This is a genomic window from Allobosea lathyri (assembly GCF_900108245.1).
GTDB classification, from domain to species: Bacteria; Pseudomonadota; Alphaproteobacteria; order Rhizobiales; family Beijerinckiaceae; genus Allobosea; species Allobosea lathyri.
On the sequence record NZ_FNUY01000001.1, the window covers coordinates 958468 to 971284 of the forward strand.

A 12817-nucleotide genomic window follows, 5' to 3' on the forward strand; every position below is an offset into this window, starting at 1 on the left:
GCATGCGCCGCATCGCGATCATCCTCGTGCTTGGTCTTGCTTTCGCCGGCTCGGCAAGGGCGGTCCAGCCTGACGAGATCCTGCCCGATGCCAAGCTCGAACAGCGTGCGCGCGGAATCTCGGGCGGATTGCGCTGCCTCGTCTGCCAGAACCAGTCGATCGACGAATCCGACGCACCTCTCGCCCGCGACCTGCGGATTCTCGTGCGCGAGCGGCTGACCGCGGGGGACAGCGACGCCGGCGTGCGCGATTTCGTCGTGGCGCGCTATGGCGATTTCGTCCTGCTGCGGCCGCCTTTCAACATCAGGACGCTGCTGCTCTGGGCGGCGCCTTTCCTGATCCTGTTGACCGGGCTCGGCTTCATCTGGCGGCGAGGCCGGCGCATGACGACATCGGTCGGAGTGGTTGCGCCGCTGTCGGAGGATGAAAACCGGCGCGTCGATCGCCTGATGCAGGACGATCGCGGCTGAGCGTCGCTTCCTTGCGGGGGCTGCTTGGCCAGAGTTTCTCGGCCTGCCCCGCTGCAACCTTACGAAAACGTCATCTTCGCGCCAATTCCGGGTAAGGCGGCATCCGCCATGGTCCTCGTCACGAGCAGGGAAGGCCCTGCTGATCGTTTCGAGGTTTTTAGCGATGACCGTCACCACCCCTTCAAAGTCCATCCTGAAGCGCGGCGCACTGATCGCTGGCGCAGCCACCCTTGGCATCGGCCTTGCGGCCGGCCTGGCCGACGGCGCGCTGAAGCTCAACCACAATGCTTTCGCCCAGCCGATCCAGCTGTCGGGCGTCCAGACCCAGCTGCCCTCCTTTGCCGACATGGTCGACAAGGTGAAGCCTGCGGTCGTCTCGGTTCGCGTGAAGACGCAGTCCGTCGCCTCCAATGACGAGGACGGCCAGGGCAGCCTGGACGATCTGCCTCCGGGCCTGCGCCGCTTCTTCGGCGAGCAGGGCCAGCAGCGCGGTGGCCGGCCGCAGCCGCGCCAGGGCATGTCGCAGGGCTCGGGCTTCTTCGTCAGCCAGGACGGCTATGTCGTCACCAACAACCACGTCGTCCAGAACGCCGTCGAGGTCCAGCTCGTCACCGATGACGGCAAGACGCTCGCCGCCAAGGTCATCGGCACCGATCCGCGCACCGATCTTGCGCTGCTGAAGGTCACCGATGGCGGCAACTACCCCTTCGTCCAGCTGGCGTCGGGCAAGCCCCGCATCGGCGACTGGGTGCTCGCGGTGGGCAACCCCTTCGGGCTCGGCGGCACGGTGACCGCAGGCATCGTCTCGGCGCAGGGTCGCGATATCGGCTCGGGCCCCTATGACGACTTCCTGCAGATCGACGCTGCGGTGAATCGCGGCAATTCCGGCGGCCCGACCTTCAACCAGAAGGGTGAGGTTGTCGGCGTCAACACCGCGATCTTCTCGCCGTCGGGCGGCAATGTCGGCATCGCCTTCGCGGTTCCCGCTGCGACCGTCGAGCAGGTCGTCGCGGCCCTCAAGAAGGACGGCACGGTGTCGCGCGGCTTCATCGGCGTGCAGATCCAGCCGGTGACCACCGAGGTTGCCGACGCGATCGGCCTCAAGGATGCCCATGGCGCCCTCGTGGCTTCCGCCGAGAAGAACGGCCCGGCCGCCAAGGCCGGCGTCAAGCGCGGCGACACCATCACCGCCGTCAATGGCGAGAAGGTCACCGATGCGCGCGACCTGTCGCGCAAGATCGCCAAGTTCGCCCCGGGCACGAAGACCACCATCACGGTCTGGCGCGACGGCAAGGAGCGCGAGCTCAGCTTCGAGGTTGGTCGCCAGCCGGCCGCCTGAGGCTCGCGCCTCGAGGAACGTGCGATGCCGAAAGCGGCTTCCAGCCCTTCGGCATCACGCAAATAGAGGTAGGGCAGTTTCCTGGCAGCGTGTCGCCCCCTCCAGGATATTTGCCTTCACCGCGGCAGGCCGGATGCGTAACGTCCGGCCTGCCGTTTTCGCTTTTCGTAAGCTAGAGTTCCGACATGCGCCTCCTGATCGTCGAAGATGATGCCGAAGCAGCGGCTTACCTCGTCAAGGCCTTTCGCGAGGCCGGCCACATTGCCGACCACGCCGCCGACGGCCTGGAAGGCTACGCAATGGCCGAGGGCGGTGGCTACGACGTGCTGGTGGTCGACCGCATGCTGCCGCGCCTTGACGGCCTGTCCTTGATCCGGTCGCTGCGGGAGCAGAGCGACACGACGCCGGCTTTGATCCTCTCGGCCCTGGCGCAGGTCGATGACCGCGTGAAGGGCCTGCGCGCCGGTGGCGACGACTACCTCCCCAAGCCCTACGCATTTTCCGAGTTGCTCGCCCGTGTCGAGGTGCTGTCCCGCCGTCGCGCGGCGCCCGCATCCGAGCCGACGACCTATCGCGTCGGCGAACTGCTGCTCGATCGTCTGGCCCATCGCGTCACGCGCGGGGACCAGGAGATCGTGCTCCAGCCGCGCGAGTTCCGCCTGCTCGAATATCTCATGAAACATGCCGGCCAGGTGGTGACGCGCACCATGCTGCTGGAAAACGTCTGGGACTATCATTTCGACCCCCAGACCAACGTCATCGACGTGCATGTCAGCCGCCTGCGCGGCAAGATCGACAAGGGTTTCGAGCACCCGATGATCCATACCATTCGTGGCGCGGGATACATGGTTCGTGACTCAGCCCGATAACGCTACCGCGCCAGGCGCGGCGGGACAGGTGGCGCCGCGAAAGCGCCAGCGCCTGTTGCCGAACCTGTTCCGCACGACGGCCTTCAAGCTGACGGCGGTCTATCTCGTCGTCTTCGCGATTTTCGCCGGCGTGATCCTCGGCTATGTCGCCTGGAACGCCCAGCGCCTGCTCGACGACCAGATCCGCTCCACCATCGATGCCGAAATCCAGGGGCTGGCCGAGCAGCAGCGGCTTGGCGGGATCAGGCGCCTGGTCAACATCATCGAGCGCCGTTCGCGCGGACCCGGTGCCTCGCTCTATCTGGTGACCACACCCGCCGGCGAAAGGCTCGTCGGCAATGTCGAGGCCCTGCCGCCCGGCGCGCTCGACCGGCCCGGCGAAAGCGAGATCGAATACGCCCGCAACAGCGACGGCGTCGACAAGCCCAGCCGCGCGATCGTGCGGGTGTTCCAGCTTCCGGCGGGCTTCCGCCTGCTGGTCGGCCGCGATGTCGAGGAGCGGGATCGCCTTGGCGTGGTGATCCGGCGGGCGGCAGGCTGGTCGCTGCTGCTCGTCTTCGTGCTCGGCTGCTTTGCCAGCTGGTTCGTGGCGCGGCGCGTCCTGAAGCGCATCGACGACATGACCGAGACGGCGCATTCGATCATGGCGGGCGACCTGAAGGGCCGCCTCGCGATTGCGGGCACCGGCGACGAACTCGACCGTCTCGCGCTGAACCTCAACGCGATGCTGGATCGCATCGGCGAACTCATGGCGGGGATGCAGCAGGTCTCGGACAATATCGCCCATGACCTGAAGACACCGCTGACGCGCCTGCGCAACCGGGCTGAGGAGGCGCTGCGCACGGCCAAATCGCCCGACGAACTGCGCGCCGCGCTCGACGGCTCCATCGACGAGGCAGACAACCTCATCCGCGTCTTCAACGCATTGCTGATGATCGCGCGGCTCGAGACGGGGCGCCTGAATGACAGCATGACCGAACTCGATCTGTCCGAGATCGTCTCCGGCCTGGCGGAGCTTTACGAGCCGCTGGCCGAGGAGGCGGGGCTGTCGCTGGTGACGGCGGTGGCACCCGGGCTCCAGGTTTCGGGCAATCGCGAGCTCATCGGGCAGGCGCTCGCCAATCTGATCGACAATGCCCTGAAATATGGTGAGCCGGCCGAAGGCGGGGATGCGGCCGTCACTGTTTCGGCCACGCAGACAGGAGCGGAGATCGAGCTTGCGGTCGCCGATCACGGCGTCGGCATTCCCGAGGCCGATCGGGCCCGGGTGCTCGAGCGCTTCGTCCGGCTGGACCAAAGTCGCAGCAAGCCGGGCTTCGGCCTGGGACTTTCTCTGGCAGCCGGCGTCGTGCGCCTGCATGGCGGAGAGATGCGGCTGGAGGACAACGCCCCGGGCCTGCGCGTGGTCATCCTGCTGCCGGCATTGCCGCCCAAGCCTGTGGACATAGCCGCGCCGACAGGGCTTCCCGCCTCGACAGAGCTGACAAACCCTGCTGGCCTCCAATCCGTCTGACGGACGGGGAATCTCATGGGCGGGCTGCTGTGTGACAGGCTGGAGGCGGCGTCGGTTTTGCCGGCTCGCGTCAAGGCGGAGGCGGTGCTCACGCGCGAGCTGATCGAGCGGCTGCATGATGACGCGGCCGCCGAGGCGCTGCGTCGCCATTTCGCCGATCACCCACGCTCCACTGCCCTTGTTGCCGGGGTGCTCGCGCATGCGCCCTTCCTCACGCAGATCACGCGCTTCGATCCCGATGGCCTGCTCGCCTGCCTGGCGACGGAGCCGGAAGCGCGCCGCGATGGCCTGCTTCAGGGCATGCTCGCCTACGGCACAACAGCAACGGACACCGCCGATCTGATGCGCGAGTTGCGGCGGTTCCGCCGGGCGATGGCCCTGCTCATCGCTCTGGCGGATATCGGCGGCGTCTGGGACGTCGAGACGGTGACGTCGGCGCTGACCGCGACAGCCGACATGGCAGTCAAGCTCGCCACAGATCACGTCCTGCGACAGGCCGCCGAACTCGGCCGCATCAGGTTGGCCGATCCCGCTACGCCCGGCATCGGCTCCGGTCTCGTCGTGCTGGCGCTCGGCAAGCACGGCGCCGGCGAGCTGAACTACTCCTCCGACATCGATATCGTCGTTTTCTTCGATCCCGACGCAGCCGAGGCCGCTGGCGTCGCCGAGCCGTCGAGCCTGTTCGTCAAACTGACGCAGCAGATTGCCCGCATCATCCAGGAGCGCACGCCGGACGGTTATGTCTTCCGCGTCGACCTTCGGCTGCGTCCCGACCCAGCCTCGACCCATGTCGCGGTCTCGCTGCCATCGGCCTATTCCTATTACGAGACGGTCGGGCAGAACTGGGAACGGGCCGCCATGATCAAGGCGCGCCCGGTGGCCGGCGACATCGCGGTCGGCCAGCGCTTCATCGGGGATCTCGCGCCGTTCATCTGGCGCAAATATTTCGATTTCGCGGCTATCGCAGACATTCATGCGATGAAGCGCCAGATCCAGACCGTGAAGGGCCACGAGACGATCGCGGTCGCCGGGCATAACGTGAAGCTGGGCCGTGGCGGCATTCGCGAGATCGAGTTCTTCGTGCAGACACAGCAGCTCGTCTTCGGTGGGCGGCGGACGGCGTTGCGCGGTCCGCGCACGCTCGAAATGCTGGCCGAATTGACGAAGGAAGGCTGGATCACACCGCAGGCGCGCGATGAACTGGCCGAATCCTATCGGTGGCTGCGCACCATCGAACACCGCCTGCAGATGCGCCATGACGAGCAGACGCAGACCCTGCCCAAGCAGGCCGCCGATCTGGAAGCCTTCGCCCGCTTCTGCGGCTATCCCTCGACCGCGGCCTTCGGCAAGGCGCTGACCGCTCATGCAAGACGCGTCGAAGGGCATTACGCGCTGCTCTTCGAGGAGGGGCCGAGCCTTGCCAGCGAAGCCGGCACGCTGAGCTTCACCGGCACGGAGCTTGATCCCGACACGCTGGAGACGCTGCAGAAGCTTGGCTTTCGCGATGCCAGGACCGCGGCCGAGACGGTGCGCGGCTGGCATTTCGGCCGCCGTGCGGCCGTGACCAGCGCGCGGGCCCGCGAGGTGCTCACCGAGCTCACTCCGGCGCTGCTGGTCGCGCTCGGACGTACCGCCGATCCCGACGGCGCGCTCGCCCATCTCGACAACGCCTTCGTGCGCATGCCCGCCGCTGTCGAACTGCTGACGCTGCTGCGCTCGCATGGCTCGCTGCTGACGATCTTCACCGAAATTCTTGGCAGCGCCCCGCGTCTCGCCAAGGTCGCTGCGCTCCACCCCCATGTGCTCGACGGGATCATCGACCCGGCCTTCGGCTCGGCGACGCTCGATGCCGATGCCCTGACGAAGCGCGTCCGCAGCGTGGTCGGCGCGCCGCCGCCAAGCGTGGAGGATGGGCTCGACCGGCTGCGCGATGCCGCCCGCCAGGAGAATTTCCTGGTCGGAGCCCGGCTGCTTTCGGGCGTCTATCCGGCGCAGGCCGCAGGCCAGGCCTATTGCGCCGTGGCGGAGGCCTGCCTGCGCGTGGCTTTCGAGGATACGCGCGACGCCTTCGCCACCGATCATGGCGTGGTCGAGGGCGCGCAGGCCGTGGTGCTCGGGCTGGGACGGCTCGGCGCGGGTGAACTCACGCCTTCCTCCGATCTCGACCTCATGCTGATCTATGATCGGCCCGAGGAGGCCGAGGCCAGCAATGGCCGCAAGCCGCTCGACCCCGTGACCTGGCATGTCCGTTTCACGCAGCGCCTCGTCGCCGCGCTGACCGTGCCGACGCGGCGCGGCACGCTCTACGAGGTCGACATGCGGCTGCGTCCCTCCGGCAACAAGAGCCCGGCGGCGACGCAGTTCGCCGGCTTCGAAGCCTATCACTCCGGCGAAGCCGAAATCTGGGAGGAGATGGCGCTGACCCGTGCTCGCGTCGTGGCGGGCGACGACGCTCTTGCAGCGCGGGTCGAGACAGCGATCCGGGCGATCCTGACGCGCCAGCGCGATCCCGCCAAGGTGGCAGCGGCTGTGGCCGAGATGCGGGTGCTGATCGCCAAAGAGAAGGGCGAGAAGAACCCCTGGGATCTGAAGCTCGCGGCCGGCGGCCTGACCGATCTGGACTTTCTGGCTCAATTTCTGGTGCTGGCCTATGCCAGCGCGCATCCGGGCCTGCTCGTCAAGGATACGGGCTCGATCTTTATGGCTGCGCGCGAGGCGGGCCTGCTGTCGCCGGCTGATGCCACGGCGCTGGGCGAGGCGCTTCGTCTGATCGGCGATGTTCAGCTCTGGCAGCGCTTCACGGTCGAGGAGGCCTTCGATCCCGCCGCTGTCCCGGCCCGTGTGCTGCGTCGCATCGCGACGGCGGTCGGGCGGCCCGACGTCAAGGTGCTGCGGGCGGAAATGGATGAGGTGCGCGGCGGCGTTCGGGCGATCTTCACCCGGATACTCGGCGCTGCCCGCTCAGGCTGAGGCTCACGCCGCCTTGGCGGTGATCCGCCCGGCGCCGCCATCCAGCGGCAGATGGACCATGACGATTGTGCCGGCGCCGATCGCCGAGCGCAGGCGCAGCGAGCCGCCATGCAGTTCGGCAAGCGAGCGGGCGATGGCCAGACCCAGCCCCGAGCCCTTGTAGCTGCGGGTGAGGTCGCCCTCGACCTGCTCGAAGGGGCGCCCGATGCGGTCGATCTTTTCCTTGGGAATGCCGATGCCGGTGTCCTCGACATAGATATTGATCGCGCCGGGGACGTGGCGGGCGCGGATCGCGATCTTGCCGGATTCGGGCGTGAACTTGACCGCGTTGTCGAGCAGATTGCCGAGGATCTGGTAGAGCGCGTGCGGATCGGCCTCGATATGGGTGTCCAGCGGGCCTTCGATCGTGAGCGCGAGCTGCTTGCGCACGATCTCGTCCTGAACCCGGCGAACGGCCTCGTCGAGCACGGGGCCGACCGAGATGTCCGACTTCTCCAGATGCAGGCGGCCGGATTCGATACGCGACATGTCGAGGATGTCGTTGATGACGCTGAGCAGGTAGCCACCGCTGGAGCGGATGTCGCGGACATAGTCGAGATAGCGGTCGCAGCCGAGATTGCCGAAGAGGCCGTTCTCCATGATCTCGGAGAAGCCGATGATGGCATTGAGCGGCGTGCGCAGTTCATGGCTCATATTGGCCAGGAATTCCGATTTGGCGCGGTTGGCGGTCTCGGCCGCCGCCTTCTGTTCGAGATAGCGCTCGGCCATGTCGGCCAGCTGCTGCGCCTGCGCTTCCAGCTTTTGGCGCGAGGCCTTGAGATCGGTGACGTGCATCAGGAGCTGGTGCTCGGACTGCGTCAGCCGCTCTTCCTGCTGCTTGAGCTTGGTGATGTCGGTGCCGACCGAGACCGAGCCGCCATCCTTGGTGCGGCGCCCGTTGATCTGGAGCCAGCGGCCGTCCGAGAGGCGCGCTTCGTAGGACGAGGAGCCGACCGTGCCGCGCATCGTGCGAACCGGCTCGCGGTCGATATTGGGCTGTGCGCTTAGAGCCATGATCTCTTCATGGCTGGCGCCAAGCTGGAGGGCGTCGCCCGGCAACTGATGCAGTTGCTGGTATTTGGCGTTGCAGAGCACGAGCCGATTGTCGGCATCCCAGAGCACGAAGGCTTCCGAGATCGCCTCCACCGCATCGCGCAGGCGGGCATCGGCGGTCGCGGTCTGCTCGGCCATGCGGCGCTGTTCGGAGATGTCGACGACGATGCCGACGAGATGCTGAGAATGGGTGCGCCGGTCGACGACGAGCTCGGCGCGGGCCTTGAGCCAGACCCAGCCGCCGGCGCTGTCGCGGACACGGAATTCCTGATCGAGATGGCTTGCCTCGCCGCGGCTGATCGCGTCGGCCAGGGCATAGAGATCGACATCGTCGCGATGGATGAAGCCGCTGACCTCGCCGAAGGACATGTATTGGCCGGTGCGGTCATAGCCCAGCAAAGCGTACATCGAATCCGACCAGTAGATCCGTCCGCGCGCCAGGTCCCAATCCCATAATCCGCAATGGCCGCGGTTGAGGGCGGTGTCGATGCGCTCGCGAACCCGGTCGCAATCCTCGTCGGCGGCGCTGGCGCGCTTGGACTGCAGGATGAAGGCAAGGGTGATCATGCCGAGAACCAGGGTGGCCGAGCCGAAAAGCACGGCGAGCCCGTTGCGGCGGTCCTCCCAACCGGACAAGGCACGCGACACCGGCTGGAACACCGCGACCTGGCCGAGGGGGGCAGCCAGATTGCGCACGGTCGCGAACACGTCGGCGCCGCCCGGCAGGGTGATCCGCATCACGCCGGCGCGATCGCCGAATACGGTGAGGGGCTGGGTCTGGCCGAGGAAGTCGACGAGCGTCCGCTGGGTCTGGCCGATCACCGGCTCGCTGGCGACGATGCGACCGTCGGCCGAGCTGACATGGACGATACGGCCCTGTGTGGCGAGGTGCTTCGAGGCGATGCCGGCAAGGACGGCGCCGAGCTCCTTTTCCGCCCGCGATGCGGCGTCGAGTTCACGTGCGATGAGCGAGGAGATGAGGTCGATATCCGTGCTGGCTTTTGCCAGCGCATCGTCCCGCATCGCCGTGGCCTGGATCACGGCCCCGGTGCCGAGGATCGCCATGAACATCACGACGAGCGCTGGGATGACGGTGCGGAATGTCGGTTCCAGGCTCTCGAACCGCTGGAAAAGCGGATGTGTGAGCGACCTGGCCACACCCAGAATCGAATCTGCGCGCACAGGTGCGCAGCTCGCGTTGGCACGCGTCATGCCCGTCCCCCTTCGGAAGTCATACCGTAAGTAAGATCGGGAGACGTGCCGCATCCCCGCGAATCACGTTCAATAGAATCCGAGGACGTTGCTTTGTCTAGCTTTGAGTTGAGTAAACCCGTACGAATTCGCCTTAAGGTTGTGGGGATTGGGCGAATGAATCCTGTGCGGGTAATAAAACGTTAATGTTTCGGACAGGTGCCGCCGAACGCGCTCAGGCGAGCGCGCGTTCGGCGATGTCGGAGACGTCGCGGGAGAGGTTCGGCGTCCGCGCGACCATGGCCAGCGCCTGCTCCGCCAGAGCCTTTCTGCCGGGCTCGAGCATGCGCCAGCTCTTGAACGATCCGAGCAGCCGCGAGGCGACCTGCGGATTGCTCCGGTCGAGCGCGATCACGATATCGGCGACGAAACCGTAGCCGGCGCCGTCCGGCCGGTTGAACTGGGTCAGGTTGGCGGCAAAGCCCCCGATCAGCGAGCGCACGCGATTGGGATTGCCGAGCGAGAAGGCCGGATGCTGCATCAGGCTCTTCACGCGCTCCAGCGTTCCAGCCTCGGCAATCAGCGCCTGCGCCATCAGCCATTTGTCGAGCACGAGCGGCTCGTCCGCATAGGTCTTCGCGAAGCGCTCGATCAGCTGCTCGCGCGCCGCGCCGGGGATCAAGGTCATCGCCGCGAGCGCCGCCAAGCGGTCCGTCAGGTTGTCGGACTCCGCGAACTGGCTCTCGGCAAGCTGGGTTCCTCTAGCCGGATCGGCGATTGCGATCAGCCCGAGCATCTCGTTGCGCAGGGCTCGTCGACCGGCCGATGTCGCATCGGGCTTGTAGTGTCCGCCGGTCCCGAGCGCTTCGCGCAGTTCAAGCAACACCGGCACGAGCGGGGTTCCGATGGTCGCCGCCAGGCTGCGATGAGCCGCGTGGATGGCCGAGGGATCGACATCGCCGCCGATCTCGCGGGCGATATCGGCGAGTGCGGGCAAGCGCAGCACCTGTGCGGCGAAAGCCGGGTCCGCCAGTGCCTGCTCGCGCAGGAAATCGTCGAGCGCCCCGGCAAGCGCGCCGGCAGTCGCACTGAGCGCACGCTGGTCCGCGCCCTTGCGACCGGCGGAGACGAGCGCGCGGGTCGCGACGCTCTGCAGGGCCTGCCAGCGATTGAAGGAATCGCTGTCGGCTGAGAACAGCCGCAGCAGATCGGCGTCGGCGAGATCGAGCTCGAGCCGCACGGGTGCGGAAAACCCGCGCAGCAGCGATGGGATCGGCGGCTCCATGACATCGGTAAACGTCACCGAGACCGATGGCTGGTCGAGTACGATCAGCCCGTCGCCGGCATAGGCGTTGGAGCCGGTCTTCAGCGGGATGTCGCCGGCCTTGCCGACGAGACCGAGCGAAACCGGCAGCACGACGGGCTGCTTTTCCGGCTGGCCCGGCGTCGGAGGCGTGGTTTGGGCGAGGTCGAGCGTGTAGCTCCTAGCCGCCGCGTCATAGCGGCCCGTGGCCACGATGGTCGGCGTACCCGCCTGCTCGTACCAGCGCGCGAAATGCCCGAGATCCTTGCCGGAACTCTCCGCGAAACAGGCGAGGAACTCCTCGATCGTGGCGGCCGTGCCGTCGCAGCGCTCGAAATAGAGGTCCATCCCGGCCCGGAAGGCATCCTCGCCAATGAGCGTCTTCAGCATGCGGATCACCTCCGCGCCCTTCTCATAGACGGTCGGCGTGTAGAAGTTGTTGATCTCCTTGTAGGCGCGCGGCCTCACCGGGTGGGCCAACGGGCCGGCATCCTCCGAGAACTGCGTCGTGCGCAGCGTCCGCACATCGGCGATCCGCTTCACCGAGCGCGAGCGCTCGTCGGAGGAGAATTCCTGGTCGCGGAAGACGGTGAGCCCTTCCTTGAGACAGAGCTGGAACCAGTCGCGACAGGTGATGCGGTTGCCGGTCCAGTTATGGAAGTACTCATGCGCGATGATCGCCTCGATCGAGGCGTAATCGCCATCGGTCGCGGTCTGTGGGTCGGCGAGCACATATTTGTCGTTGAAGATGTTGAGGCCCTTGTTCTCCATCGCGCCCATGTTGAAGTCCGACACGGCGACGACGTTGAACACGTCGAGATCATAGTTGCGGCCGAAGACCGCCTCGTCCCAGCGCATGCAGCGCCTGAGCGAATCCATCGCCCAGCCGGCGCGGCCCGCCTTGCCGGGCTCGACATAGACAGCGAGTTCGACCTTGTGGCCATCGGCCGTGACATAGTCTTCGCGGACCTTGTCGAGCGCCCCGCCGACCAGCGCGAAGAGATAGGCCGGCTTCGGATGCGGGTCGTGCCAGACGGCGAAATGGCGGTCGCTGCCCGCGACTTCGCCGGCCGCGACGAGGTTGCCGTTCGAGAGCAGTACGGGCGCTTCGGCCTTGGCGGCCTCGAGCCGCACGGTATAGACGCTCATCACGTCCGGCCGGTCGAGGAAATAGGTGATGCGGCGGAAGCCGTCGGCCTCGCATTGTGTGCAGTAGACCTTCGAGGAGCGATAAAGCCCCATCAGCTTCGTGTTGACGGCGGGATCGAGCGTCGTCTCGATCGTCAAGGTGAAGCCGCGCTGCGGCGGAGCGTGAACCGTCAATGCCTGCGACGTCGCGCTGTATGCGGCGTCATCGAGAGCGGCGCCGTCCAGTTGTACCCGGCCTAGCGTGAGATCGTCGCCGTCGAGGACGAGCGGCGCGCCCGGCTGGCCCGCGGGATTGGGGCGCAGGCCCAGCAGCGCCCGCACCTGCGTCTGGTGCGGATGAAGGCTGATGTCGAGATCGACCGTGTCGATCAACCAGTCGGAGGGGCGGTAATCCTCGAGGCGGATCAGCGGGGCGTCGTCGGTGCGCATGGAAACCCTGGATAGGCGAAGCTCGGGTTTCGTATGTAGCCCCTGCACGGCGATGCCGGAAGAGCGGGCGGCGACTGTGGCTACTGCCGTGTCGCCTCTAGTTTTTCGCGTTTAGGTCGCTTTTAGAGGGCTGGTCATCCCGGACAAGCCGCATAGCGGCGCCGATCCGGGATCCATTCCAGAACCTCCATCGTCAAAAGCTCCGGAATGGATCCCTGTTTGTCAGATTCGTGTCATGTTTGGTGCGGGCGGGAAGCCGTTGGATCCCTGGTGGGGAACACCGTGTTCCGGCTCGGTTCCCGCCCGCGTTTGCGTAACCCCATCCTGAACAGTTGACCGAGGCCGCTAGCACCGGACCTCGCAGCACAGGGACAGGCACCATGACCATACACCCCTGCTTCATCGGTTGCGATATCGCCAAGCATCATCTCGATCTGTTCGACGAGACGAGCGGGCAGAGCCTTCGCATCGCCAATACGGGCGCGGCGATCG

Annotated in this window: 7 protein-coding genes; 5 read left to right on the forward strand and 2 right to left on the reverse strand. The window is 66.6% G+C overall.

Annotated features, from left to right (window positions below):
• Positions 1-2: 2 nt before the first annotated feature.
• The 5 genes from C4S73_RS04380 to C4S73_RS04400 all read left to right on the forward strand — a co-directional run bounded on the left by C4S73_RS04380 (position 3) and on the right by C4S73_RS04400 (position 7161).
• Positions 3-470, forward strand: coding sequence for a cytochrome c-type biogenesis protein (locus C4S73_RS04380; RefSeq protein WP_103871183.1), 468 nt, complete (start codon positions 3-5; stop codon positions 468-470).
• A gap of 163 nt (positions 471-633) precedes the next feature.
• Positions 634-1809 carry a trypsin-like peptidase domain-containing protein gene (locus tag C4S73_RS04385; protein ID WP_103871184.1) on the forward strand — a complete coding sequence of 392 codons (1176 nt, stop codon included), beginning with the start codon at positions 634-636 and terminating at the stop codon, positions 1807-1809.
• A 185-nt stretch (positions 1810-1994) separates the two neighbouring features.
• Positions 1995-2678 carry a response regulator transcription factor gene (locus tag C4S73_RS04390; RefSeq protein ID WP_103871185.1) on the forward strand — a complete coding sequence of 228 codons (684 nt, stop codon included), beginning with the start codon at positions 1995-1997 and terminating at the stop codon, positions 2676-2678.
• 28 nt (positions 2679-2706) lie between these two features.
• Entirely contained in the window at positions 2707-4191 is a 1485-nt protein-coding gene (locus C4S73_RS04395) for a HAMP domain-containing sensor histidine kinase (protein ID WP_103871303.1), read from the forward strand.
• 15 nt (positions 4192-4206) lie between these two features.
• Complete coding sequence (locus tag C4S73_RS04400) at positions 4207-7161, forward strand: bifunctional [glutamine synthetase] adenylyltransferase/[glutamine synthetase]-adenylyl-L-tyrosine phosphorylase (RefSeq protein WP_103871186.1); 2955 nt, start codon at positions 4207-4209, stop codon at positions 7159-7161.
• Positions 7162-7164: 3 nt separating this feature from the next.
• Here C4S73_RS04400 and C4S73_RS04405 read toward each other — a convergent pair whose 3' ends face one another.
• The gene (locus C4S73_RS04405) at positions 7165-9465 is read right to left on the reverse strand and encodes a PAS domain-containing sensor histidine kinase (protein ID WP_103871187.1); all 2301 of its coding nucleotides are present in this window, start codon (positions 9463-9465) and stop codon (positions 7165-7167) included.
• A gap of 214 nt (positions 9466-9679) precedes the next feature.
• Positions 9680-12325, reverse strand: coding sequence for an aminopeptidase N (gene pepN, locus C4S73_RS04410; protein ID WP_103871188.1), 2646 nt, complete (start codon positions 12323-12325; stop codon positions 9680-9682).
• Positions 12326-12817 lie beyond the last annotated feature (492 nt).

What these genes read in the sequence shown, in the direction of transcription:
- C4S73_RS04390 (WP_103871185.1), top strand. Translation starts at nt 1,995, where the DNA reads ATGCGCCTCCTGATCGTCGAAGATGATGCCGAAGCAGCGGCTTACCTC.
- pepN (WP_103871188.1), bottom strand. Translation starts at nt 12,325, where the DNA reads ATGCGCACCGACGACGCCCCGCTGATCCGCCTCGAGGATTACCGCCCC.
- C4S73_RS04385 (WP_103871184.1), top strand. Translation starts at nt 634, where the DNA reads ATGACCGTCACCACCCCTTCAAAGTCCATCCTGAAGCGCGGCGCACTG.
- C4S73_RS04380 (WP_103871183.1), top strand. Translation starts at nt 3, where the DNA reads ATGCGCCGCATCGCGATCATCCTCGTGCTTGGTCTTGCTTTCGCCGGC.
- C4S73_RS04405 (WP_103871187.1), bottom strand. Translation starts at nt 9,465, where the DNA reads ATGACGCGTGCCAACGCGAGCTGCGCACCTGTGCGCGCAGATTCGATT.
- C4S73_RS04400 (WP_103871186.1), top strand. Translation starts at nt 4,207, where the DNA reads ATGGGCGGGCTGCTGTGTGACAGGCTGGAGGCGGCGTCGGTTTTGCCG.